21 protein-coding genes and 1 pseudogene are annotated in these 24,892 nt (G+C 63.7%); 10 read left to right on the top strand and 12 right to left on the bottom strand.

Going from position 1 to position 24,892, the window contains the following annotated elements:
- Window positions 1–120: 120 nt before the first annotated feature.
- Window positions 121–1,113, bottom strand: coding sequence for a stage II sporulation protein M (locus P4U43_RS11535; RefSeq protein ID WP_277358862.1), 993 nt, complete (start codon window positions 1,111–1,113; stop codon window positions 121–123).
- Window positions 1,114–1,186: 73 nt separating this feature from the next.
- On the opposite strand from P4U43_RS11535, the gene P4U43_RS11530 reads away from it, so the two are divergent.
- The gene (locus P4U43_RS11530; protein WP_056548834.1) at window positions 1,187–1,990 is read left to right on the top strand and encodes an RDD family protein; all 804 of its coding nucleotides are present in this window, start codon (window positions 1,187–1,189) and stop codon (window positions 1,988–1,990) included.
- A 28-nt stretch (window positions 1,991–2,018) separates the two neighbouring features.
- Here P4U43_RS11530 and P4U43_RS11525 read toward each other — a convergent pair whose 3' ends face one another.
- The 4 genes from P4U43_RS11525 to P4U43_RS11510 form a co-directional block, all read right to left on the bottom strand.
- Window positions 2,019–3,305 carry a L,D-transpeptidase gene (locus P4U43_RS11525; RefSeq protein ID WP_277358861.1) on the bottom strand — a complete coding sequence of 429 codons (1,287 nt, stop codon included), beginning with the start codon at window positions 3,303–3,305 and terminating at the stop codon, window positions 2,019–2,021.
- A 190-nt stretch (window positions 3,306–3,495) separates the two neighbouring features.
- On the bottom strand, window positions 3,496–4,974 hold the full coding sequence (gene ahcY / locus P4U43_RS11520; protein WP_277358860.1) for an adenosylhomocysteinase: 1,479 nt from the start codon (window positions 4,972–4,974) through the stop codon (window positions 3,496–3,498).
- Window positions 4,971–5,165, bottom strand: coding sequence for a hypothetical protein (locus P4U43_RS11515; RefSeq protein WP_318533026.1), 195 nt, complete (start codon window positions 5,163–5,165; stop codon window positions 4,971–4,973). Before P4U43_RS11515 ends, ahcY begins: the two co-directional genes overlap by 4 nt.
- Window positions 5,166–5,375: 210 nt before the next feature.
- Complete coding sequence (locus P4U43_RS11510) at window positions 5,376–5,756, bottom strand: DUF3499 domain-containing protein (protein ID WP_082566093.1); 381 nt, start codon at window positions 5,754–5,756, stop codon at window positions 5,376–5,378.
- Between the two features lie 67 nt (window positions 5,757–5,823).
- On the opposite strand from P4U43_RS11510, the gene P4U43_RS11505 reads away from it, so the two are divergent.
- On the top strand, window positions 5,824–6,312 hold the full coding sequence (locus P4U43_RS11505) for a metallopeptidase family protein (protein ID WP_277358858.1): 489 nt from the start codon (window positions 5,824–5,826) through the stop codon (window positions 6,310–6,312).
- A gap of 98 nt (window positions 6,313–6,410) precedes the next feature.
- Here the strand turns inward: P4U43_RS11505 and P4U43_RS11500 are convergent, their stop codons facing one another.
- The 3 genes from P4U43_RS11500 to P4U43_RS11490 are packed head-to-tail and all read right to left on the bottom strand — an operon-like array spanning window position 6,411 to window position 12,126.
- Complete coding sequence (locus tag P4U43_RS11500) at window positions 6,411–8,018, bottom strand: DUF5719 family protein (RefSeq protein ID WP_277358857.1); 1,608 nt, start codon at window positions 8,016–8,018, stop codon at window positions 6,411–6,413.
- A gap of 35 nt (window positions 8,019–8,053) precedes the next feature.
- Entirely contained in the window at window positions 8,054–11,578 is a 3,525-nt protein-coding gene (locus P4U43_RS11495; protein WP_277358866.1) for a glycosyltransferase family 2 protein, read from the bottom strand.
- Entirely contained in the window at window positions 11,578–12,126 is a 549-nt protein-coding gene (locus P4U43_RS11490; RefSeq protein ID WP_277358856.1) for a WhiB family transcriptional regulator, read from the bottom strand. The genes P4U43_RS11495 and P4U43_RS11490 overlap by 1 nt, the downstream gene beginning before the upstream one ends.
- Window positions 12,127–12,392: 266 nt before the next feature.
- Here P4U43_RS11490 and P4U43_RS11485 point away from each other — a divergent pair, with 266 nt between their 5' ends.
- Window positions 12,393–13,172: a TIGR03089 family protein gene (locus P4U43_RS11485; protein WP_277358855.1), complete on the top strand. Its 780-nt coding sequence runs from the start codon at window positions 12,393–12,395 to the stop codon at window positions 13,170–13,172.
- A 124-nt stretch (window positions 13,173–13,296) separates the two neighbouring features.
- Here P4U43_RS11485 and P4U43_RS11480 read toward each other — a convergent pair.
- Window positions 13,297–13,848, bottom strand: a pseudogene (locus P4U43_RS11480) (GtrA family protein); the annotation flags it as partial.
- Window positions 13,849–14,123: 275 nt separating this feature from the next.
- On the opposite strand from P4U43_RS11480, the gene P4U43_RS11475 reads away from it, so the two are divergent.
- Genes P4U43_RS11475 through manA form a run of 4 tightly spaced genes read left to right on the top strand, consistent with a single transcriptional unit; the run spans window position 14,124 to window position 18,825 of the window.
- Window positions 14,124–15,296: a 5-(carboxyamino)imidazole ribonucleotide synthase gene (locus P4U43_RS11475; protein WP_277358854.1), complete on the top strand. Its 1,173-nt coding sequence runs from the start codon at window positions 14,124–14,126 to the stop codon at window positions 15,294–15,296.
- 35 nt (window positions 15,297–15,331) lie between these two features.
- Window positions 15,332–15,844 (top strand): 5-(carboxyamino)imidazole ribonucleotide mutase, encoded by a 513-nt coding sequence (purE, locus tag P4U43_RS11470; RefSeq protein WP_277358865.1) that lies wholly within the window; start codon window positions 15,332–15,334, stop codon window positions 15,842–15,844.
- Window positions 15,841–17,451 carry an LCP family protein gene (locus P4U43_RS11465; protein ID WP_277358853.1) on the top strand — a complete coding sequence of 537 codons (1,611 nt, stop codon included), beginning with the start codon at window positions 15,841–15,843 and terminating at the stop codon, window positions 17,449–17,451. The genes purE and P4U43_RS11465 overlap by 4 nt, the downstream gene beginning before the upstream one ends.
- A 15-nt stretch (window positions 17,452–17,466) precedes the next feature.
- Window positions 17,467–18,825 (top strand): mannose-6-phosphate isomerase, class I, encoded by a 1,359-nt coding sequence (gene manA / locus P4U43_RS11460; protein WP_277358852.1) that lies wholly within the window; start codon window positions 17,467–17,469, stop codon window positions 18,823–18,825.
- On the opposite strand, the gene P4U43_RS11455 is transcribed toward manA, so the two are convergent.
- The 3 genes from P4U43_RS11455 to glpX all read right to left on the bottom strand — a co-directional run bounded on the left by P4U43_RS11455 (window position 18,770) and on the right by glpX (window position 22,061).
- Entirely contained in the window at window positions 18,770–19,882 is a 1,113-nt protein-coding gene (locus P4U43_RS11455; RefSeq protein ID WP_277358851.1) for a lipid II:glycine glycyltransferase FemX, read from the bottom strand. The genes manA and P4U43_RS11455 overlap by 56 nt on opposite strands.
- Window positions 19,883–20,023: 141 nt before the next feature.
- On the bottom strand, window positions 20,024–20,800 hold the full coding sequence (locus P4U43_RS11450) for a hypothetical protein (RefSeq protein WP_277358850.1): 777 nt from the start codon (window positions 20,798–20,800) through the stop codon (window positions 20,024–20,026).
- A gap of 223 nt (window positions 20,801–21,023) precedes the next feature.
- The gene (gene glpX / locus P4U43_RS11445; protein ID WP_056548853.1) at window positions 21,024–22,061 is read right to left on the bottom strand and encodes a class II fructose-bisphosphatase; all 1,038 of its coding nucleotides are present in this window, start codon (window positions 22,059–22,061) and stop codon (window positions 21,024–21,026) included.
- Window positions 22,062–22,164: 103 nt separating this feature from the next.
- On the opposite strand from glpX, the gene P4U43_RS11440 reads away from it, so the two are divergent.
- From P4U43_RS11440 to P4U43_RS11430, 3 genes are read left to right on the top strand one after another with little or no spacing between them, the layout of a single operon-like run.
- Window positions 22,165–22,752: a DUF4245 domain-containing protein gene (locus P4U43_RS11440; protein WP_277358849.1), complete on the top strand. Its 588-nt coding sequence runs from the start codon at window positions 22,165–22,167 to the stop codon at window positions 22,750–22,752.
- A gap of 60 nt (window positions 22,753–22,812) precedes the next feature.
- The gene (locus P4U43_RS11435; protein WP_056548856.1) at window positions 22,813–23,427 is read left to right on the top strand and encodes a carbonic anhydrase; all 615 of its coding nucleotides are present in this window, start codon (window positions 22,813–22,815) and stop codon (window positions 23,425–23,427) included.
- Between the two features lie 36 nt (window positions 23,428–23,463).
- Complete coding sequence (locus P4U43_RS11430; protein ID WP_277358848.1) at window positions 23,464–24,891, top strand: class II fumarate hydratase; 1,428 nt, start codon at window positions 23,464–23,466, stop codon at window positions 24,889–24,891.
- Window position 24,892: the final 1 nt, after the last annotated feature.

Here is a 24,892-nt window from a genome sequence, read left to right as displayed (position 1 = left end):
GTTTCGCCTGCGGCACGCACGGCACAGTCGGCGCGGCACGGCACGGTCGGCCGAGGCACTGCACTGCACTGCACGGCACGGCACTGCACTGCACTGCACCGCACCCAGCCTCGCTCACGTTCAGGCAGTCAGCACCGAAGCCCCACGGTCTTCATCCGCAAGATCGCCGGTGTACCCAGCCCTAACTGCACGTCTGCCAAGAACCAGCGTGTAGACCCAATAGAGCGCGAACACCAGAAAACCGATTCCGATCCGCAGCCACACCGGAAGCGGACTCGGCGTCACAAACCCTTCTACGAGCCCGGACACAAACAGCACCAGCACCAACCCCAGCGCAACCGTAATGAGCGACCGCCCCTCCTCGGCAAGCGCCTGCGACCGCGTTCGTGCTCCAGGCGAAACCCACGCCCAAAAGATCCGTAACCCTGCCGCCGTCGCAATGAAGATTGCCGTCAGCTCCATGAAACCGTGCGGAAGGATATAGATGAAAAACACGTCGAGTTTGTCGTAGGAGGCCATCATTCCCCCGGCCATCCCCACGCCCTGGGCATTCTGATAAAGGATGAACGGACCCCAGATACCGGTGATCCCAAAAGCGACCGCCTGAACCGCAATCCATGCATTGTTGGTCCACACCAGGCCCGCAAAGGACGCAGCCGGATTCTCCGAGTAGTAGTTGACGAAGTCCTCTTCGACATACCGCCGAATCTCCTCGTCACTGCCAAGAGCCGCAATGACTCCGGGCGTATTCACAACCCAGGCACCGAACAGCCAGGCAACACCCACAAAAACCACACCCACCACCACAGTGAGCCAGCGGATCCGGTAGAACGCAGCAGGCAGCGAGATCACAAAGAATCGCGCAACATCTTCGAGTACATTCGAGCGTGCACCAGTGAACTTGGTCCGCGCCCGTGACAACCGCATCGACAGTTCGTTGGACAGCGCACTCTCTGGCGCAACGGAACGGATCATCGACAGGTGGGTGGAGGTGCGCTGATACAGGCTGAGTAACTCATCAGCTTCACGGCCACGCAACCGGCGCTGCCGCGTGAGCGAATCCAGCCGGTTCCAGTCACCGCGGTTAACTTCCTCGAATGCGTCCAGATCCACCCGATCAGCTTAGCCGCCGAAACCCACACGCCAACGGCAGCTAAGCTGATTTCATCCAAGGGGAGGACATCCAATGAGCTCGGTCATCACAGGCGAAGCAGTCGTTCTTGAACTGCGCCCGGCATCTTTCGGCGCCCGTGCCGTAAGCCTGATGATCGACGTGCTCGCACAAATTCTGGTGATCATCGGGGTCATCGTCGCCGTCGGAAACACCGTTGGCGGTTCCTTCGACCCTGCACTGACCCAGGCACTCGTTCTGGTGCTCGTGGTTCTTGTCCTGGTGATCATTCCGGTGACAATCGAAACGGTGACCAGAGGAAAGTCACTCGGCCGCCTGGTGATGGGACTGCGCATCGTGCGCGACGACGGCGGTTCCATCCGCTTCCGGCATGCCTTCATCCGCGGAATGCTTGCCGTCCTGGAAATCTACCTTCTGGTCGGCTCGCTCGCTTTCCTCGTTGCAGTGTTCAATGAACGCTCCAAACGGCTGGGCGACCTGCTTGCGGGCACCTATTCAATGCACGAGCGCGTCGTGGTCAAGTCCCGCACACGCGCCGTGTTGCCGCCGCAGTTACAGGAGTGGATCGCAACTGCCGACGTCGCCCAGTTACCTGACGCGCTAACCCGCCGGATTTCACAGTTCATCGGCCAGGCAAACCGCCTCACCCCGCCTGCACGCGCTGCCCTCGCAATTGAACTGGCCACCGAAGCATCAGCTTTCGTGTTCCCGACACCACCTGCAGGAACACCACCGGAGGACTTCCTGAACGCAGTCGTATCCGAACGGCGCGACCGCGACTACGCCCGACTCATGAAACAGCGCGAACGAACCTCACGCACCGCCGAACAGCTTCACAAGCTGCCGTTCAGTTCCTGAGCGCTGAAGCTACAGCGCAAGCAGAAAATCACACCTGCTGCGAGGTCCACTCTGCCCAGGTCAGGTTCCAGTCACCAAAACCGTCCCAGACCTGCACCGGACCGGTGTCCGTATTCCGGATCTCGAGCATGTCGCCCGGACCGAACATGTCATAGAAGTACTTGGCACCCTCAGGGCTCATGCCCACACAACCGTGCGAAACGTTCAATTCACCCAGAATCGGCTGGGCTGCAGGAAGCGCCTCATGAACAAAAGCGCCACCATTCGAGATGCGGCTTGCGTAGTTCACTTCGGTCGGCTCGTAGTAGGCAGGATCCCCCGGCTTCAGACCAATGGACTCCGCCGTGAACTTGGTCCGCTCGTACTGTTCCATCACGGTGTAGAACCCGAAGAAGGATGGCCATTCCTCAGTGCCGAGCGTCACGGGGAAGGTTTTCTCCAGCTTGCCGTCGATGAAGACCTGCATCTCCTTGGTGGCATTGTCCACCACAGCGAGGCGGTCATTGTGGGTCGAGAACGACCACGTGTCGTTGAAGTTGCCGATCATTCCATTACCGAAATCAACACCAAACAACTGCACATCAACGGTGATGGTGCTGTTCGGATCCCAGTACTCCTGAGCCCGGTAGCGCACCTCTGAATCGTTCAGCCAGTAGAACGCACCCTTCTGGCCGGACGTGCTGGTGATCGTGATGGCCTTTTCAACCGCATCCTTGTTGATCACCGGCTCGCTGAACGTGATCTCGATCGTCTGGCCGGTCCCAACAGTGGACCCTGGAGCCGGATACATCCAGGCATTGGCCTCATTCTCCGGCTGAACGGTGGTGAACGTCTGCTCCTGCCGGTGCTCTCCGCCGGCCGTGTCGACAAGAACGAACTCGAACGCATACTCCGTGGCAAACGAGAGCGGCCCGTCGGCCTTCCAAGAGGAGCCATCCTCCGACACCGTTCCTGCAACCGGCTCGCCGCCGTCCACAGGCTCAAGCGACACATCCTGAATGGTCGCCTCCTCCACCCGGATCTCCGGAAGTGTGACCGGGTTCACCGCTACCGCACCGTCCGTCGGCGTCACACCGAACGTGAATTCCTCAGCAACCGCCGTTTGCTCAGCTTCCGGTTCCTCGGAAGAGAAAGGGGCAGAAGACGGAGCGGACGACGACGGCGCTGCCGCCTGCTCATTGCCGAAGTTAGCCCAACTCGGCGCAGTAACGGCAGCCACAGCACCGCCACCGACAACCAGCAGCCCACCGACAATCAGCGCACCGATCTTCCAACCGCGCCGCCGCGGCTGCTTCCCGTCGGAGAGATTCGACATGCTCCATACCCTGCCTGCTAGTTGCTGTCCAGTTGCAATTTTACGCGCGAGTAACCGGCAGCTCCGGCTGGACACCCTTTCGGTCCGGTTACGATTCCTGGCCGTACGTCACTGTGCCTGGTGGTCGCAACGCCCGTAACCTGCTGCTCGCCGCAGCGTCAGTACGACGCCGCGGCGTCAGCGCAACGGCTCAGTAGCGGTAGTGATCCGACTTGTACGGCCCGGCCACATCAACATCGAGATACTCGGCCTGACCCTTGGACAGCTCGGTCAGCTCAACACCCAAGGCGTCAAGGTGCAGCCTGGCAACCTTCTCATCAAGAATCTTGGGCAGCACGTACACCTGCTTGGCGTACTCCGGCGATCCGTCCTCGCGCACCTGACCGTGCTTGCTGAAAAGCTCGATCTGCGCGATGGTCTGATTCGCAAACGAGTTGCTCATGACAAACGACGGGTGACCGGTAGCGTTGCCAAGGTTGAGCAAGCGCCCCTCCGATAGCATGATGATGCTGCGCTGCTTGTCAGTCCCCTGATCGAATACCCACTCGTGAACCTGAGGCTTGATTTCCACCTTGGCAACGCCGGGTACGCGAGCCAGGCCCGCAATATCGATCTCATTGTCGAAGTGACCGATATTTCCGACGATCGCCTGGTGCCTCATGGCCTGCATGTGGTGCGCCATGATGACGTCCTTGTTGCCCGTGGTGGTAATGAAGATGTCACCCACCGAAAGCACCGATTCAAGCTTGGCCACCTGGTAGCCGTCCATCACTGCCTGCAGTGCACAGATCGGATCGATTTCGGTCACGATCACACGCGCACCCTGGCCGCGAAGTGCCTCAGCCGCACCCTTGCCGACGTCGCCATAGCCACAGACGACGGCGACCTTCCCACCAATGAGGACATCGGTTGCACGGTTTAGGCCGTCCGGCAGTGAGTGGCGAATGCCGTACTTGTTGTCGAACTTCGACTTTGTCACGGAGTCATTGACGTTGATCGCCGGAAACAGGAGCTTGCCCTGCTCGGCCAGCTGGTACAGGCGGTGAACACCGGTGGTGGTTTCCTCGGTGACACCCTGGATGGACGCCCCAATGCGCGTCCAGCGCTGCGGATCTTCGGCCAGGGAGGAACGCAGAACATCGAGGAAGACGACGTACTCGTGCGAGTAATCGACGTCATCTTCGGCCGGCGCAGCGGGTACCGCTCCGGCTGCCTCAAACTCCACACCCTTGTGCACGAGCATTGTGGCGTCACCGCCGTCGTCGAGAATCATGTTGGGCTCGGCGTCAGGCCACTGCAGGATCTGCGTGGTTGCCCACCAGTACTCCTCCAGAGACTCGTTCTTCCAGGCGAAGACCGGCACACCGGCCGGCTCTTCAACCGTTCCACGCCCGACGACGATGGCCGCTGCCGCTTCATCCTGCGTTGAGAAGATGTTGCAGGACGCCCACCGGACTTCCGCGCCGAGAGCCGTCAGTGTCTCGATCAGGACCGCCGTCTGTACTGTCATGTGCAGGGAACCGGCAATGCGGGCCCCCTTGAGCGGCTGGCTCTCGCCGAACTCACGCCGCAGTGCCATCAGCCCGGGCATCTCGTGCTCTGCAAGCCGGATCTGGTGACGACCGGCTTCTGCTAAGGAGAGGTCGGCTACCTTGAAGTCAAACGTCATAGTGATGGGGATTCCTCTGCTGGAGAAGCGGGCGTCGGAGCAGGCGCGGAAACGTTCTCCGCTGCCCTGAGTTCGGGACGAAGCAGCACGGGGATGGATTCGTCGATGGGGTATTCCACATAGCTACCTGCTGCATCCGGAGCTGACGAGCGCAGCGCCTCGCCCTCCTGCACCAGTGCGGATCCGGTCACGGGGCACCGAAGGATAGCCAACAGATCAGAAGAGATATTGGGCAACAGGATGCAGCCTTTCGAGGATTCCGGATGGCGTGCGGGGCAGCAACAGCTGTGACACGTGGTGCGGTATTACAAGGGTATCGCGCAGTGCATCAGCACCGGGAATCCGTGTGGATAGTGCTCACAACTGACAGTGGTCAGAACTCAGTGCTCAGAGCCCAGAACTCACCGGTCGCGTAAAACTCTCAGATGGCCGCGACGTGCACCTGGCTCGCCGGGCGGCGGCGTCAGCGGAGACTTCGATCCGGGAGCAGCCGGTTCAGGAACGCTGCGGTCAACCGCAGCTTCACGAACAGCATTCACCAAAGCCAACAGGTCATCCGGGCTGGGTTCCGGCGGTCCGGATGGGAGTGCAAGCCGAAGTACTTCCCACCCACGCGGAACCGTGAGGTTCTCGGCATGGGGGGCGCACAAATCATAGGAGTGCGGCTCCGCGTAGGTGGCCAGCGGACCGAGGACAGCGGTGGAATCGGCATACACGTAGGTAAGCGTTGCCACAGCAGCACGCTGGCACGCTGAACGCGAACATTGCCGGATCGATCCCACGACTGATCAGCCTACCGTGTCCGGTGCCAGTGATGCAGCAGGAACGGGTTCGGACTAGAGTTTCAGCATGCGGGATAGCTCTTTTTCCATTCGTCCGGCTGTACCGGAAGGGCCTGTCGGTGAACAGTCCCGGTACGCCCGCCGGCGGCGTGATCGCCACGGTAGGGGCCTGCGCGGTGAGCTCATCCCGTCACACCTGCCTGGATCCCGCACCCGTTCCGAACGGTTCGAGGATTGGGTTCTGGAATCCGCACAGCGTCTCGAACGATTGTGGGGTGACAAGATCCAGGACGTCCAGATCCTCGTCCTCGAAATCCCTGACGGTCTGGAACAGATGGCCCCTGAAACCGTGCGCGGGCTACTGGGCACTTCCACTCCCGCCGCTGACAGGCAGCCTGCCACCATTACGGTGTTTCGCCATCCCATCGAAATGACCGCGAAGGGCTACGTTCCCGCCAACGAACTGGTGCATGACGTGGTGGTCGAGCAGATGGCCGAACTGTTGGGCATGGCACCCGAAGCGGTAGACCCCGCCTACGGCCGCTCCCGGGCCTAAAGGTAACAGGCCTGAAGGTAACGGGCCTGAAGGTAACGGGCCTGAGACGGGCGAGCTGCACAATCCAGCCCCGGCCAACCAGCGCCGAAACAACTCAGCTAGAACCCGATATTCACCGAAACGCTCTGCTGGCCTGCACTGCCCGCAGGAATGGGAGCTACGGAAATTCCGGGAGTATCGCCGTCGAGCGTTGTCACCTGCGCACCATAGGCAGGATCACCGGAGACGCCGATCAGCACAGCAACCGTCTCTTTGCCGAGATCAGCAGCAGGCACCGTCAGGGTGGTGCCGCCTGCGACGTCGAACACTTGCTCTTCGCCCAGGGCGCCCTCCGCAGTGACCGGAAGAAGGCGAACCTCCGCCCGGCCGGTGGGCGCACTGAAGACATAGGCTGCGTCCGCTCCGGTAGGTAACGTCGACACGTGCTGGCTTCCGAGGCGCACAGCAGACGGGACCTGTGCCAGGTCGACCGGCTCTTCCGGTTCAGTACCGCGGACAACCCTGGCCGATGCGGAAATCAGTACGTCGGAACTGATGACAGCCGAATAGTTCCCCTCTTGCAGCGACTCCAGCGGGATCGAGGTGACCGAACCGGCCGCCGCCGTAACAACGCCACCGCCGGGCAACTCCACCTCACCGTTTGGTCCGAACACACGGACATCCAACACAGCATCCGTTCCACCCGGCACCGCAACCTGCAGCGACGGCCCGGCACCGGCATAGCCCTCCTGCGCGATGATCGGGTCCATCACATCCGGCGCCTGAATCTGGATGCCCGGAACAACCTGCGATGAAGCGCTCGGCGCCGAGGCCTGGATCAGTTCCACCCCGCCGGGAGTCAGTCCGCGCAACATGCTCTGCTGGATGAATCCGCTGACCCGCCCGCCGTCACTGCGCACGCGAATGGCAACGTTCTCCTCATTCGCCGCAAGGCCGGCAACCACTATCGACTCCGACTCACCGGGAGCAATGAGAATCCCCCGGCCGCCCGGAGCGTCAACCACGCCCTCGGACCCGTACAGGTCCAGGTTGACGGTTGCAGGCGACTGCGACGGATTGTGCAGGTTCAGCACCGCCGTTGCACCCACCGTGGTCACCGCTCCGACCAGCCAGAAATCGTTCGACGGAACCTGACAGTGCGCTACCGCCAGGCCCGAAAGATCGCCATCCGTCGCGGTATAGGTAAACCCGGCACCGGCAGTAGCACGCTGCTCCCCCAGAGCCTGGGCACGCAACACGGCCGCACCCTCGACTGCCTGCCCGGAGACAACACCCGCTACTCGGTTGGTCAGGCCGTCCTCGTTGCTGACCTGCGGGTCCTCCTGCTCGGACTCGGGCACCTGCTCGGCAAGAACCGCCAGCGGATCGCCACCGCCCAACGGAGTGATCGACGAGCCCGGAACAGTTCCGCCTAAATCGCTCAAAGTCATGGCGCTGACTCGGTTACGGGCGGTCTCAGACACCGGACTGAACTCCGGATCGCCGCCGTCCACAGTGCCCTCGAGCAGCCGCAACGGTTCCGGACATACGGCCGAATACTCCCCCGCCGGCACCGCCGCCGTCGGCACCGGGAACGTTACTGCCGCGCCCTCAATGTTCTGCACAATGCTCGCCCCCGCCAGCACGCCCGTTGCAGACACCAGTACGACGCCGGCAGCAACCCCCGCTGCACCGCGCACCCAGGTGCCGCTTCGTTTGGCAGGCACGGCCGTCTCACTAACCTTCTTCGTTGCGCTCATTGTCAGCTACCGGCCCTTCCGCTGCTCAGGGCAGATTCGCGTTCTGGCGGGTCAGTTAAGTCAGCCGGGTCGGACGCACTAGCCGGGCCGGCTGATTCAGCACTTCCAAACGCGTCAGCACTTCCAGCACTACTAGCCACAGGTTCCGCCGCCCGCCGCCCGCTCGACACCGGAACCGCTGCCGTTCGATTACGGCCCTGCGGCACGTGGACAAAGCGGGGGCGCGCAGGAATCGGAACGGCCAGCAGAACAGTCAGGCTGAACACGATCGCCTGCGCAATTCCGGACCACGGTTCCCACGCCGTGACGTAGTGAACCTCCAGATCGCCACCCGCAGCAGGCAGCGCAAACGCCTGATTCCATCCGGTAGACGCCGGTTCCAGCCGTTCACCGTTGAGGGTCGCTTCCCAGCCGGGCTCGGACCGCTCATTCAGCACCAGCATCCTGCCCTCAGGGCCTGCCGGAACCGTGCCCGAAGCGGTCGTGGCGCCGGAGTCGAGCACGCTCAGGGTTGAGCCCGCTTCATCAACAATCCGAACCCTGCCCACCTGGGCCTCGGCTGCCGAATTACCGGAAGCGGACATCTCGACCCGCCATAACCAGCCGGCCTCGGTGTTGCCCACCGACACAAGTCCGGGAACAGAATCGATCTGGCTGGCGAGAACTTCAGCCGCCGAACCCGACTGCTGCAGCACAACAAAACCCACCCCGAGCCGCTCCAGTTCCTCGCGCGGGTCCACACCGGTGCCGGCCACCAGGGTGGCTACGGTACGCCGCACGTCGGCTGCCGCGTCGTCGTCCTCGCGCAGTTGGGCGTTCAACAGTGAACCGTGAAGCTGACGGGCAGAGTAGATCTGGGAGAGAGCATCGAGCGTGGTGCCGCCGCCCCGCATGAGCGCGGCACTGACGTTACTGTCGCCGTCGACATTCATCACTAGGGTGGTGCTGCGCTGCCCGCTGGTACCGCGGTCAGCGGCGGTCGCAGGAAGTGTACGGGGTGCACTTGGCACCACCGCCTGCCCGGTTCCGAAAGTGGTCGCTTCCACCGCAGGATCCGGGGTACGCAGCTGCGGAACCAGCCAGACGGTCAGGCTTGTTGCCGGGCCCAACGCCAGCACCAGGGCAGCGGCGGTCAACCAGGCCCGGGCACCTAGAACCGGCCTACCGGAACGCCCGGACCTACCGGCACGCAGACGCTGCTGCAGCCATTCGCCGCCCAGCAGCGCAGCTGCCAGAAGCGCCAGGGAGACAATCGAGACCGACGGTCCGGTGAACGGTGTGATCAGCGATGATGAGCCGACGCCGGTCACCACCAGAGAACTCGCTACGCTGCCGAGCAGTGCCAGCAACGCCAGCAGCCACAGCACACGCGCAGCGGCCTTGGCCTTGCCGGGCAGGAAAAGCGCCGTCGCAGCAAGCAGCAGCACCGGCAGCCCAACGATCAGCGAAACAACAAGCGGCCACGGTCCCTCGAACAGGTCCGGAAACGCAGCAAGCCCGCCGAACGAAGGAAAAGCTACCGGATAGCCCAACAGTTGCTGCCACAGGGGCGCAGCGTTGAACGGCAGCGGAAGGCCGGGGTCCCCAAAGACGGCCCAGGGACGGTCGAGTGTGGACGCCGCAAACGGAATGAACAGGGCCAGCGGCGGCAGCAGCGCCCACCAGAGTGTCTTGGCACGGCGGCGTGCAACCAGGGTGATCAGCACAACAGCCAGCACAAAAAACAGCAGCAGCGACGGAGCAGACGCAGTCACCACGGCAAGCATCAGGCCCGCCGCAGCAGCCGCCGTCCAGCTCGGAACACCATTGATGCCCGGCTTGAGCATCAACTGAAGTGAACGCTGGCGCCTGGATGAGTCAACGGCGTCGTTGGTCTGTGATCCGGGCCTACCGGGAGCCTGCCCCACTGCGCGGATGAACGCCAGCGCAACCAACGGCAACAGGAGGTGCACCAGGAGTGCACCGAGCCTTCCGCTACCGGTTGCAACCTGAAGGACCGGCAGCGATCCCCAGCAGAACGCAGCCCACAGCCGAAGCGAACGGCTGCGCACAAAAGCACCCGATCCAAACCAGGCACTCAATCCAGCCAACGGCGCAGCACACAGCATCAGCACGACGACGGCCACGTTGCCGTTGCCGAATCCCAGCACCGATATCAGCCACAACACATAGCTGAATGGATCTCCGTGCCCGGCGAAGCCTGCACCGAGATCGATCCACCAGCGCGATCCATTGGCCCAGATCTCGGCAAGATCTGTTGACAGCGGCAGGAGGGAACCGCCCGCCAGCGCTGCGGCACCGATGAACCGGTGCAGCGCGACCAGTGAAACACCGAGCAGCACTATCGCCGCGGCAATGGCACCCCAACCCGCCCAGATCCGGGAGGGGCCTTCCAGTGCTGCGAAGTCGTCGTTCGCATCGCCCGAGGGTACGTCCACAGCAGTGCTCTGGGCGTAGGACTCGTCTTCGAGTCCGCGTGCTGAAAACGCCTCCACCACTGACTTCCGGTGTGACCACACCTCCCTGCGATCGGTCCGCAACGCACGCACCACTGACCGCGGCAGCCGCCTGGTCCGGGCGGCTGATCGACGGGACCGGTACAAATCGAAGGGCTTCAGCACGGCAGCGATGCTGGCGGTGAGCTGGCCGACGCCGTACCCCGGGTCCTTTGCCAGCAGACCGAGAATCAGGCGGGCGAAGCCGCCCAGCACGGCACCGACCGCAAGGAACGGAACCTTCCACAGCGTTGCGTGCTTGAGGCGCAGATACACTTCGGCACGCCGCGCAGCACCGAGCGTTGCCGCGTGGTTGTCCCGTGAGCCGGCATGCCGCAGAACCGCCCCCGGAGCCACCACTACACGGTGACCGGCCAGGCGGTTGCGCCAGCAGAAGTCGACGTCGTCTCCCGTACCCGGAAGCGCGGGGTCAAAACCACCCAGCTTGTCCCACACATCACGGCGGATCAGCATGCCTGCCGAGTTGACGGCAAACATGTCACTGCGGACGTCATACTGGCCCTGGTCCAGTTCGTCGACGTCGATCAGGGTGAGCCGCTCAGCCCACCGGCTGATGGACAGCCCAACATCCACCAGCTTGCGCCGATGCTCCCACTCGACCTGCTTGGCACCGGCAACGGTCACGGACGGCGCCAGCTCGACTGCTCGAAGGAGCTGCTCAAGCGCCGTCGGTTCGGGAGCGGAATCATCATGCAGAAGCCAGATCCAGTCGTGAACCCCGCTGGCGGGATCGGAACTGTCAGGTTCCGATCGGCGGCTGGAAGGAATCTCGGCAAGCCCTGTACGGACGGCGGCACCGAAGCCGCCGCGCCCGGAGGCGCCTACTACGGGGGAACCCACCGGAAGCTGCAGTTGCAGAAGAGACGCCGATTCATCAGATGAACCGGCGTCGACTCCTACATGGAAGTCCGGGGGTCGGGTCTGCTGACCGAGTGCCTTGAGTGTGTCCGGAAGGTACTCGGCGCCGTTGTGGGCTACGACAACGGCTGTGACCCTTTGTTGCGGATGAATCAGACCGCTCGCTTTCGTAAACGGCGGCGCTCGCGCTCGGAAAGTCCGCCCCAGATGCCGAACCGCTCGTCATTCTCCAGCGCATACTCCAGGCACTGCGACTTGACGTTGCAGGAGCCGCAGACCTTCTTGGCATCCCGCGTGGAGCCGCCCTTTTCAGGGAAGAACGCCTCCGGGTCCGTTTGAGCGCACAGTGCGTCAGCCTGCCAGCCCAGCTCGCCTTCATCATCGAAGTCGGAGCCGATGCCCGGAAGACCAATCCATACCGCCTGGTCAACCCGCTCCGGCACGGCCTGGCGGCGTGGTGCCGCTGCGGGCTCGGCATCGAGGAAATTCTCGACGCCGGCACCCTCGGTCAATGCCTCATGGGCCGCCAGGAAGGCGGTTGCCTCATTTTCAAGCGACGAAGTCTGCTGCCTGTACCGCTCAGCAGCGTCCGGATCCGCCGGATCGACGTACCAGTCCTGCGGAACGCCGCGCGATCCGTAGCGCGCAGACGCCTGGGCCGCGATGGACGTGCGGTCCTGAATGTGCTCTGCTTGCCCCATACCAGCCTCCCGGTGTAGCAGCTTCGGACAGAAACTAGTGTGGGAGATGTGCCTTCAGCAAGCCGCTGAGAAACCCCGAAATCCCGTCTGCCGAAGCAAATCCGATGACCTAATTACACGCGTGTAAGTAGCATCGAGTCAAGCGGCGAAGGGAATCTTATAGAGTGAATTTCCCAAATGGCGGGCACGCCACGCGAAGCGCACCTCACAATTGTGCAACTGAACCCGCAGGTCAGCACGCTTACCCAACGAAAGGCAGGCACCCAGTGGCACCACTGAAGTCCGTTGCAGAATTATGTGAGTCCCTCCGGTCCGCGTCCGGAGCACCCCGGCTCATTTGGTACGGGCCCGGCTCCGAACGGGTGGAACTCTCCGGCAGGGTGCTCGAAAACTGGGTTGCGAAGACGTCCAACATGCTGGTCGAGGAGCTCGACGCGGTGGCGGGCACCGTCGTCGCGGTTGGAATGCCGCCGCACTGGAAGAGCCTTGTGTGGGCGCTGGCGAGTTGGCAGGTCGGTGCGGTGACAGTGCTCCGGGACGAGACCGTGCGCAACGACGGGACAGCGCCCGGCGACCGGACCGCGCCCGACGACGGTGCCCCCGTAGATGTTCGGCTCACCATGGATGCCGCCCCGGAAGCACCGCGCGTTGGGCGGGAAGGGGACCGCGAGGATGAGTTGCTGGTACTGGTGGCGCCGGGCGCACTGGACATGCGCTGGCCCGGAACGCTTCCCAGCGGTGCCGTGGACTACGCAGCGACCGTCCGCGCGTTCGGCGATGTGTATCTCGAGGATCCCGCTGACAGCGGCGCCGAACTGATCCGTGCCGGCGGAAAGAGTTTCACGTTCAGCGACCTGCTGGACGGAGCGGACCAGCCCGCAGAAGGCATCTGGCTGGTCCCGGCCGCCTTGCCCCTGCTGACCGTCCTGCCGGCTGCCGTCCGTATCTGGGCGGCCGGTGGAACCGTGGTGCTGGTGCACCCGGAGGTCGAGGTGACCGACCGCCTGATGGAGGGTGAACGCGTTACTGCTCGGTTGGCTGTTTAGCTGACGGATGCACCACTGACTGGTTCGCCGGAGGGTATACCACCGACTGGGGTGACTGGTGCGCCGGAGGGTGCGCCACCGGCTGGGGCGACGGGTGGGCTGATGCGGCAGCGTCAGCCGGAACCGGACCGGTGGCCACCGGCACGGATGATCCGGCGCCGGCACCTGCACCGGCAGTTGCACGGGAGCGGGGGTGGATCAGTTCATGGTCATGAGCGAACGCAGGCTCCGCATCGAGTTCCTCGTTGAAGACCCAGAAGCGGTAGGCAACAAAACGAACGGCCGTTGCCAGCACGGTACCCACAATTCCGGCAACGAACAGCCCCGTGCGGTCGGAGATGTCGAGCGGGTACTTGGCGAGCCACACAAAGCCGGCCGCGATGCCCAGGCCGATCGCATTGATCAGCAGGAACATCATCAGTTCGCGCAGGACGTTGGCCTGGCGGCGGTGGCGGAAGGTCCAGTATCGGTTGGCAATCCAGGCGAACACCGTGGCAATAGCGGCGGACACCACCTGGGCCTTGACCTCGCTGTCCTCCATCGGACCGTGGATCAGGATCCAGAACAGTCCCTTGTCTATGACAAACGCCACACCGCCCACGGCACCGAACTTGGCCAGCTCACGCCAGAAGAGGGAGGCGAGGGCCCGGGTCCGGTCGACAACTGTGGTGATCATGACCCTCCGGTCTCTAGGACATTTCGCCGTAGCAGGACCGCGCCGAAGCGAAGTCATTCAGCTGAGGCGCCGCGGGCGCAGCACCGAAGCTGTCCGCGTACGACGTTCCGGAGAACCCTACGCCTGCCTGGCGGACAAACTGAAAATCAGCATCTGATGATCAGCACAACAACTGAGCGTCCATTTTACCGTTCAAGATTGGGACTTTCCTAGGAAGCGGCGGTTGCGAACAGGTCAAATCCAAGGACTCCTCCGGCAATAGGTACCCTGAAGGGGTGACTTTTCCCGTAATCGGCGTCGTGGGCGGCGGCCAACTGGCGCGCATGATGGCTCCTCCCGCCGTCGAACTTGGCTTTGAACTTCGAGTGCTGGCGGAGGGACCCGACGTTTCAGCGGTGGCCGCCGTGGCACATTCAGCAGTGGGGAACTACACCGACCTGGAAGATCTGACCGCCTTCGCCAAGGGCGTGGACGTTCTCACCTTCGACCACGAACATGTGCCGGAACGGCACCTCCGCGCCCTGGTGGATTCCGGAATCAATGTCCAGCCGCACCCCGACGCGCTGCGCCATGCCCAGGACAAGCTGGTCATGCGGGCAGCAGTGGACCGGCTGGGGCTGCCCAATCCGCGCTGGAAGGCCGTCTCTTCAGTAGAGGAACTGCGGAAGTTCGGTGACGAAACGGGCTGGCCTGTGGTGTTGAAGACGCCGCGTGGCGGCTACGACGGCAAGGGCGTCCGGATCATCAATTCGTACGACGACGCCGCACAGGCAGCCGACTGGTTCACCGGTTCCGAACTGCTCGCCGAAGAAAAGGTGCCCTTCACTCGTGAGCTGTCAGCCCTGGTTGCCCGCTCACCCCGTGGCGAGGCCCGCGCATGGCCGGTGGTCCATTCAATCCAGGTCAACGGCGTCTGCGATGAAGTCATTGCTCCCGCACAGGACCTGCCGGCAGGGCTGGCCCGCGCCGCCGCGGAAGCTGCCCTCCGCATCGCCGACGAGCTCGGTGTCACCGGTGTCATGGCCGTGGAGATGTTCGAAGTTCCCGGCAGCAGCGCCGGATTCCTCATCAATGAGCTCGCCATGCGGCCCCACAACTCGGGTCATTGGACCATGGACGGAGCGGTGACCGGCCAGTTTGAACAGCATCTGCGCGCCGTTCTCGACCTCCCCCTCGGGGACACATCCCTTGCCTCGGGCGTTGTGGTGATGAAGAACATCCTCGGCGGAGACAACGCAGAGCTGTATAGTGCCTATCCGATGGCGTTGCAGGCAGAGCCCGCCGCCAAGATCCACACCTACGGCAAAAGCGTACGGCCGGGCCGGAAGATCGGCCATGTCAACGCCATTGCCCTACCCGGTGACACAATGGCACAGGTCAGGGAGCGCGCCGAGCGTGCCGCGGCAATCCTGCGGGACGGCCGCGATCCCCGGAAGGAAACATCGTGAACAACTCCCCCGCCGGCGCCCTCGTGGGCCTGGTTATGGGCTCCGACTCGGACTGGCCGGTCATGGAGGCTGCCGCTCTGGCGCTAGAGGAATTCGGCATCCCGTATGAGGCTGACGTCGTTTCCGCACACCGCATGCCCGAAGACATGGTCGCGTACGGGCGTGAGGCCGCAGGCCGCGGACTGCGGGTCATCATCGCCGGTGCCGGCGGCGCCGCCCACCTGCCCGGAATGCTGGCATCGCTCACCTCGCTGCCCGTCATCGGCGTTCCGGTGCCCCTCAAACACCTCGATGGAATGGATTCCCTTCTCTCCATCGTCCAGATGCCTGCAGGCATTCCGGTGGCTACCGTCTCCGTCGGCGGCGCGCGCAACGCAGGGCTCCTCGCCGTCCGTATCCTGGCCTCCGGTGAGGGGCAGCATGCTCAGGAGCTCTCCGGCAACCTCACGAGGTTCGCACAGGAACTGCGGCAGACCGCCCTCGACAAGGGCGCGAAACTGCGCAAACACGCTGGTATGCGCACTGCCGACAGCGAAGGCGGCGCATGAGCCGGGCGGTTCACACCGGCCGGCCTTCCGAACGGACCATGCTCACCGATCCTGTGCGCTACCCGGAATCGGCTCCGTCCGGCATCCGCACCAGGCGCGCGTTCCTGCTCCTGGCGCTCACGCTGCTGATCCCGGGCGCCGCCCAGGTGGTTGCCGGAGACCGCAGGCTCGGCCGACGGGCGCTCCGCGTCACTTTCACCGTGTGGCTCCTGGTGATTACCGCCGTCGTTCTTGCGCTGGTTAACCGCCAGCTGGTGGTGAGCCTGCTCGCCAACGAGGTGTTCTCGCTGCTTCTCATTGCGGTGCTCGTGGCGCTGGCAGTCGGCTGGGCACTGCTCTTCATCAACACCCTGCGGATCATCCGCCCGCCGCTGCTGGACCGAGGGATGCGCCCGGCCGTTGCGGCAACGCTCGCCGTGCTGATGATCGTGACCAGCGGCGGGCTGGGCTACGGCGCGTACCTGCTCAACGTCGGCCGGAACACGTTCGGCAACATCTTCCAGGCCGGCCCCGCCTTTGACCCGGTGGACGGGCGCTACAACTTCCTCCTCATGGGCGGCGATGCCGGTGAGGACAGGCTGGGACGCCGTCCGGACAGCATTTCCGTGGTCAGCGTCGATGCTGACACCGGAGCCACCGTCACCTTCAGCATTCCCCGCGATTTCCAGAACGCGCCTTTCTCCGAGGACTCTCCGCTCTGGGAAGTCTGGCCGGACGGCTACAACTGCGGTAACGAGTGCATCATCAACAGCCTCTACCCGGTGGTTGCCCAGAACTACGCCGACCTGTATCCGGAGTCTCAGGACCCCGGCGCCGAAGCCATGATGGACGCGGCAAGCGGAATTCTCGGCATCGAGGTCCAAGCCTACATCCTCGTCGATATGGCCGGGTTTGAGCAGCTCATCGACGCGATGGGCGGTATCACGATCAACGCGGGCGGCTGGGTTCCCATCACATCCGAAGAGATCCCGGGCACCAGCCCCAAGCGGTACTACCCGCCGTCGGCCTGGATCGAGCCAGGCATCCAGACCCTCAACGGTTATGAAGCATTGTGGTATGCCCGCTCCCGTGAGTACGCCACCGACTACGCACGAATCCAGCGCCAGCAGTGTGTCCAGGCGGCGATGATCGCCCAGCTTGATCCCGCAACCGTGCTGACCCGTTTCCAGGACATCGCCGCCGCCGGTACGCAAATCGTCGAGACCGACCTCCCTCGTGACCAGCTGGGCAGCTTCGTAGACCTGGCGATCAAGGCGAAGAATCACGACGTCGGGCGCCTCACCATCGGCGCGCCGGACTTCGGTGACGCGGGCGACCTGTTCTCGACCTACCCGGACATCCCGCTGGTTCATGAGCGGGTGCAGGAGACGCTGGAGGCTGCTTCCGGAGAGGCTTCCGCCGCAGCGCTGGGGGAACTCACGGTGGACCGGGCGGGGCTGGTTGAGGCTCTGCCGGTGCATGCGTCCACGACTCTGCCGGGGCAGCTGCCGGCTCAGAACGTCACCGGCGAGATCACCGTCGACTACCTTCATCAGCTCGCGGTGAATCAGGATTGGACCACGCTCGAATCTCTCTTGGCCGATAACGGGGAATGCACCCCCGCCTAAGGAACGGATATCCCGATGTACCAGCTGGACAACCCGTTGCGTCCCTACACCTGGGGATCCACCACGGCCATTGCGGAACTGCTCGGTCGCACACCATCCGGCGGCCCTGAGGCCGAGCTGTGGATCGGCGCCCACCCTGACTCGCCCTCCACAGTGCTGGGACATGGGGACACTGGTACCTCGCTGGACGCGCTGATCGATTCCGACACTGACCGCACCCTCGGCGCTCCGACGCGTGAGGCGTTCGGTGACCGGCTGCCGTTCCTGATGAAGGTGCTCGCTGCGGCGGCGCCGCTCTCGCTGCAGGTCCACCCCAGTCCGGAGCAGGCGCAGGAGGGGTTCGACCGGGAGAACGCCGCATCGGTCCCGCAGGACGCTCCGCACCGGAACTACCGCGACGCGTTCTCCAAGCCCGAGCTGATCTTCGCGCTCACCGACTTCGATGCGCTGTGCGGATTCCGTGCGCCGACCGAAGCGGCACGGATCTTCACGGGTCTCGTGGACCTGCTCGAGAAGCAGCAGGGCTCGGCGCCTGCCATCCTGAGCGCCGTCGTCGCCGACCTCGGCATTCCGGATGAGGCGGCAGCTCTGCGCGAAGCCTTCACCCGGCTCCTGACCGGCGGTGCGGAGACACGGACGGCCGTTGAGCGGGTGGTCGAGGCATTGGACAAGGGACTTCCCGACTCCGCGGACCCGCTTGTGGCTGCAGCGGCCGCAACCGTCCTGCAGCTCAACGGACACCACGAGAGCGATCCGGGCGTGTTGGTTGCACTCCTCCTCAACAGGGTTACCCTGCAGCCCGGACAGGCGCTCTACCTACCGGCGGGAAACGTGCACGCCTACCTGGAAGGCCTCGGTATTGAAGTGATGGCGTCCTCGGACAACGTCCTGCGCGGCGGATTGACCACCAAACACGTTGATACCGGCGAGCTGCTGAAGACCGTCGAGTTTGCGCCGCTCGCGCTGCCACTGCTTGACCCGGAATCCACCCCGCTGGGACAGGAGCTGTACTGCCCACCGTTTGACGAGTTCCAGCTACAGCGCCTTGAACTTCCCGTTTCCTTCGGGGATGACGCCGCATCAGCCGACATCCCGATCGCTCAGAACGGACCCACGGTGGTGCTGGTGGTGTCCGGAACGGTTGTGCTCGACTCCCCCAAGGGCGACCTCATCCTGCACCGCGGGCAGAGCGCCTTCATCCCTGCCAACGAGTCGCCGGTGATGGCACGCCTCGCGTCGGACAATACGGACACCACAGACGACGACGGCGACAGCACCGCCGTCGCCTTCGCCGTCACCGTGGGTGCCGCCGGAGATTCTAATCCTGGCGGGTTGGGGCCTGTCCGCGGCGGCCGCGAAGAGACTCAGCCTTAGCCCTGAGTGCCGGCAGGACTTTCGTCTTCAGTGCCGGCAGGGCCTTGGTCCTCAGTGCGCCCACCGAGCCGCGTGATGCGGAGAGCCCCTTGCGCGCCAGCGGCATCGCCGTCGCGTAGACCGGGTAAAGCGGCGACAGCGGCTTGTCCCAGGTGCCCATGAGCAGGTTCTCGTGCTTGGCCCAGCCCATCTTGAACTTGGACACGCCGTCATTCAGGAGGCCGTTGAAGTCATAGCGTTCAACCCCGCGCGCCTTCATCTCCCGGATAGCAAGCCATTTAAGGGCGTAGTTCGCGCGCAGCCGCTCGCCCTCCTCCGTCATGCCGCCATACAGCTCGAAGGCCGTGTGTTCGCTGGCCGACAGCCAGAGGAACGCAACCATGGTGGTGCCCTGGAAGGCTGCATATACGGGTGACGCCGACCCGAGGTTCTTGTGGATGTCGAGGTAGTAGCGGTCCTCGTGAATGCCGAAGCCGGCACGTTCCGCTGTTTCCCGGTAGACCTTGAGGCAGTCGGCGATCTCCCCCGGCGTTACCTCACGGAATTCGAGGCCTTCCCGCGCGGACTTGCGGATGTACTGGCGGTGCTTCTTCGACATCTCGGCCAGCAGCTCGTCCTCGCTGAGCTTCAGGTCAAGGATCAGAGTGCGCGGGATGAGGATCGTGTTCTCGGTGGCACGGAAGCCGGCAGCGCGAACTGCTCCCGCGAAATCCGAGTCCGCGTCCCAGTCCGGCTCAATGCTGAGCACGGTCCCGGCATAGGCGTCCCGCGCGTAATTGCCGAGCGCCTCGAGGACTTCCTGTGCGTCCCCTGCCCCGCACACCGGACCACGCGGAATGTAGACGAGCGCGCGGAACGGCAGGGGCAGCCGTCGGATCAGGATCTGGGCGCACGCAATGGTCTCGCCGTCCCTGTTCAGCAGGAGCCGATCGGTCCGCCAACCGTGGTCGGCCTTCGTCTGCCCCCACCCCCACAGCTGCTGCGGGTGACCATTCAGGCGGTTGACCGCTGCGTCCCATTCGGGCGCGTTCCAACACGGAGCAATGACGAGGTTCATGGTGCTAAGCCTACTGGCCGAGGGACCTGCGACGAGCGCCAGCGGGCGTTGGGGGGGCCGACTCGCGATAGCTTTCTCGTCTCGGGATAGCGCTTAGGCCATCGGATAGCGGTTAACCCCTCTCGTATGGCAAGTCTGCTATCAGAAGACCAGTGGCGTCGCGTTCTGCGGCACGCCGGCCGCCCGGAGGCACCTCTCCAACGCAGCTGGGGAGACCGCAGTCTCCCAAAGCCAGCGCACTACGTGCCGACCTGTGCTGCGAATGCGGTCTTCCCGGATCTTCTCGTCGATGACCACCTGAGATGCGGTTCGGCCCTGGAGGTACTCGGGTTTGAGGTACTTGGTAAGGCCGTCGAACTCGCCGACGATACCGGAGGCCTTCCAGTAGAAGTCCACAGTTGCGGCATGGCCATCGGAATCGTGAACCTCGTATTGCAGTTCAGGCGCCTCGAAACCGCGAGCCGCCATGTGAACCCTGCTCAGGGACTCACCGGGCAGCATGGCGAGTCCGTTGGCGAAATCGAGCACCCGCGTAGCTTTTCGCCGGGCACGAGCAGTGGGCAAGGATTCTATATAGGTTGCGATTTCGGGTTTGCCGACGGGGTTGGCACGGCGCTCGGCCGGAAGCCGCACCGCATTCAACGCCCTGTCCATCACTGCGACGGCCCAGGGAAGGTCATAACGCAAGGCCAGCTCGACCGCTGGCTGGATCTTTCCCGTCACAGTGAAACCGCCAATCTGAACGCAAGGACCGACCGCAGGCCGGACGATGCGGCGAACACCGTTGCCGGTCCGCCTGCCGGAGCCCTGCGGCACAAGGGTGTCCACCATGGTCGGCGTTTCAGGTAGCGGCAAGCCCCACAGGAACGCGGCCGATTCCTCGGCGAAGAGGGGCGCGTTGGTTGACGTCCGAAGCACCGCCTGAAGGGTCAACCGGTATTGCTGGTTGGCGTCCAGGGCCTTCCACTGGACGGCATCGACGTAGCAGCCCTGGCGGAGATAGCGTTTGTGCCGTCGGATAGCAGACCGGCCAGGCGGTACAGGTTAACCGCTATCGCTTGGCCGAATCGCTATCGCGAGCGTGGCGCGACGACTGCGCGGCAACCCGGGAGGAAAAGCGCCACCCGGCACGCCGCAAGTGCTAGCTCAGGCGGGCGTAGCTCTCCCACTTGTGAGCCTGGTGCTCACCGTCAACCACACGGATGGTGCCCGACTTCGAGCGCATTACGATCGACTGGGTAAGCACCTTGCCGCCGGAGTAGCGGACGCCGCGCACCAGGTCGCCGTCGGTGATGCCGGTCGCTGCAAAGTAGCAGTTGTCGCTGGTGACCAGGTCATTGGTGGAGAGAACGCGCTCAAGGTCGTGGCCGGCGTCGAGCGCTTTCTGCTTCTCTTCATCGCTGGTGGGCCACAACCGGCCCTGGATCACACCGCCAAGGGACTTGATGGCACACGCAGCAACGATGCCCTCCGGCGTGCCGCCAATGCCCATGAGCGCGTCGATGTCAGTGCCTTCACGGGCAGCCGCGATTGCTCCAGCGACGTCGCCGTCCATCAGGAACCGGGTGCGGGCACCGGCGTCGCGGATCTCCTGGACCAGCGGACGGTGACGGTCGCGGTCAAGGATCATGACGTTGATCTGGTTGACCTTTTTGCCCTTGGCCTTGGCAATCAGGTGCAGGTTCTGTTTCACGGGCAGGCGAAGGTCAACCATGTCCGCAGCTTCGGGACCGGTGACCAGCTTCTCCATGTAGAAGACGGCCGAGGGATCAAACATGGTGCCGCGCTCAGCCACTGCCAGAACGGCGAGCGCATTGTTGATGCCCAGCGCCGTCAAGCGGGTGCCGTCGATCGGGTCCACCGCGACATCGCACTCCGGACCACTGCCGTCACCGACCCGCTCACCGTTGTAGAGCATCGGCGCTTCGTCCTTTTCGCCCTCACCAATAACCACAACGCCGTTGAAGTGGACGGTCGAGAGGAGCGAGCGCATGGCGTCAACGGCAGCGCCGTCAGCCTTGTTCTTGTCGCCGAAACCGACCCAGTGTCCGCCGGCAATGGCTGCGGCCTCGGTGACGCGCACCAGCTCAAGGGCGAGGTTGCGGTCCGGCTCGTCATCCCCCACGGCAAGAGCCGGGGAAAGGGTGGAATACTGCGCGTTCTTTGCGGTGTCGGACACGTTTACCTCATCGTTGAATTAGCGGTTCCTCTTCGGCAATCATAGTGCGGCTCTGCGCTGCGGCCATTTTCGTGACGGATGCGGCGTGAGGGACAATGGAGGAGTGAGCAATACCCAGGAAAACCAGCAGGAGGCACCGGCAACCCCGGTACTCACGGCCAAGCAGGCAAAGCGCGCCAACGCGTCATCCATCGGCATGTTCATCGCCACCGCCGTCACCCTTGCACTGGTGCTCTTCGTGGTCCTGCTCAACCCAACGCACACGGCCGAGACCTACACGCGGGACATCGACGTCGCTACCGTAGCCTCCCAGGCGGAAGACGCCGCCGGTTACGAGCCGGCCGCCGCTGTTCTCCCGGACGGTTGGACCTCCAACTACGCACGTTGGACGGGATCCGCATCCGACGGCGTCGCTTTCTGGGAAGTGGGCTATCTCACCCCCGACCGCGAGTTCATCCAGGTCACACAGACCAACAACTCCAACCCCACCTGGTTCTCCCAGCGCCTTGAGGACGCGCAGCCTTCGGGACAACGCGTGATCGACGGCGTCACCTGGGAGCTGCTGGACAGCACCTCCGGCGATGTCTTCCTCACTACCGAACAGGACGGCTTCACCCTCATCCTGAACGGGACCGCGGACCTGGCGCAGTTCGATGTTCTCGGCAGCGCAGTGCTAGAGGACCTGGGCTAGCGCTCAACGTAGAGTCACTAACGGGATGTGCGGAAGCGCAATAGCAGTAGAGTAAAAGCCGTGACCAAGCAACTGACTCCCGCTGAAGCCTGGCAGAAACTGCGTGATGGAAATGCACGGTTCATTTCCTCCTCGTCCTCCCACCCCAACCAGGACGCGTCCCGCCGCACGTCGCTGGTGAACACCCAGGATCCTTTTGCCGTCATCTTCGGCTGCTCGGATTCCCGCCTGGCTGCCGAGATCATTTTCGACGTCGGACTCGGTGACATTTTTGTGGTCCGGACGGCAGGACAGGTGATCGACGACGCCGTCCTCGGCTCGCTTGAATACGGTGTGGGCGTCCTCAATGTGCCGCTGATTGTTGTCCTTGGACATGACTCCTGCGGCGCTGTCACCGCAACGGCCAACGCCATTGACTCCGGCACCATGCCCGTAGGCTTCCTCCGCGACCTCGTTGAACGCATCACTCCCTCGGTGCTCACCTCACGGCGCAACGGAGATCACGAGATCAACGACGCCGTGGAAGAACATATCCGGCAAACCGCACAGCGCCTGGTTGACTCGTCGCGCGTCATCGCGAGCGCCGTCGAAAAGGGGTCTACCGCCGTCGTCGGTGTTACCTACCATCTGGATGAAGGCAAGGCCGACCTCGTGTCGGAACTGGGCGCCCTCTGATTTGTGGGGCTCAGCGCCACAGGCGAGAATTGGCGCATGACAATTGATTCCCAGGACAACGTCGATTACCGCATTGAACACGACACCATGGGCGAGGTTCGGGTTCCTGCCAACGCCCTCTACCGCGCGCAGACGCAGCGTGCCGTAGAGAACTTCCCGATCTCCGGCAAGACGCTGGAGCGGACGCACATCGAAGCCCTGGCACGGATCAAGAAGGCAGCAGCAACTGCCAATGCCGAGCTGGGTGTGCTCGATGACGAGCTCGCACGCGCCATCGAAGCCGCAGCGGACCAGGTGGCATCAGGAAAGTACGACGGCGACTTCCCCATCGATGTGTTCCAGACCGGATCCGGCACCTCGTCGAACATGAACACCAACGAGGTTCTGGCCGAACTCGCAACCCGCGCATTGAAGGACGGCGGAAGCGACAAGGTGGTGCACCCCAATGACCACGTGAACGCGTCACAGTCCTCCAACGACGTCTTCCCGACCTCCGTCCACGTCGCTGCAACCTCGGCACTGATCAATGACCTGATCCCGGCGCTTGAGTACCTGGCGGAGTCGCTTGAGCGGAAGGCGGAGGAGTTCAAGGGCGTCGTGAAGTCGGGCCGCACCCATCTCATGGACGCCACGCCGGTCACGCTCGGACAGGAATTCGGCGGCTACGCCGCGCAGGTCCGCTACGGCGTCGAACGCATCAACGCTTCGCTCCCCCGGGTTGCCGAGGTGCCCCTGGGAGGCACCGCCGTCGGAACCGGCATCAATACCCCGGCCGGTTTCTCTGCCCGTGTGATCGAACTGCTCGCCCAGGACACCGGCTTGCCGCTCACCGAAGCGCGCAACCACTTCGAGGCGCAGGCCAACCGTGACGGGCTCGTTGAGGCGTCCGGTCAGCTGCGGAACATCGCGTACTCGTTCATGAAGATCAACAATGATTTGCGCTGGATGGGCTCGGGACCGAACACCGGGCTCGGCGAAATTGCCATCCCCGACCTGCAGCCGGGCTCCTCCATCATGCCGGGCAAGGTCAACCCGGTGATCTGCGAGGCAGCCATCATGGTCGCAGCCCAGGTCATCGGCAATGACACCACCATTGCGCTGTCCTCGACCAACGGTGCGTTTGAGCTCAACGTCGGCATTCCCGTGATGGCCGCCAACCTGCTCGAGTCCATCCGCCTGCTCGCCAACACCAGCCGGGTGATGGCGGACAAGATGATCGACGGGCTCACCGCCAATGAAGAACGCGCACGTTTCCTCGCGGAAGCATCGCCGTCGATCGTCACGCCGCTGAACAAGTACATCGGCTATGAGAACGCGGCGAAGATTGCCAAGAAGGCCGTGGCCGAGGGACTCACGGTCCGGGAGGCCGTCGTCGCGCTCGGGTATGTGGATCGCGGTGAGTTGACGGAAGCACAGCTGGACGAAGCGCTCGACGTGCTCTCCATGACGCGCCCGCCGCAGTAAG

Origin of the sequence: Arthrobacter vasquezii (assembly GCF_029455255.1) — a bacterium.
Classification (GTDB): domain Bacteria; phylum Actinomycetota; class Actinomycetes; order Actinomycetales; family Micrococcaceae; genus Arthrobacter_D; species Arthrobacter_D parietis.
Note: the sequence above shows the minus strand (reverse complement) of the source record. Positions and strands in the feature narration are given on the sequence as shown.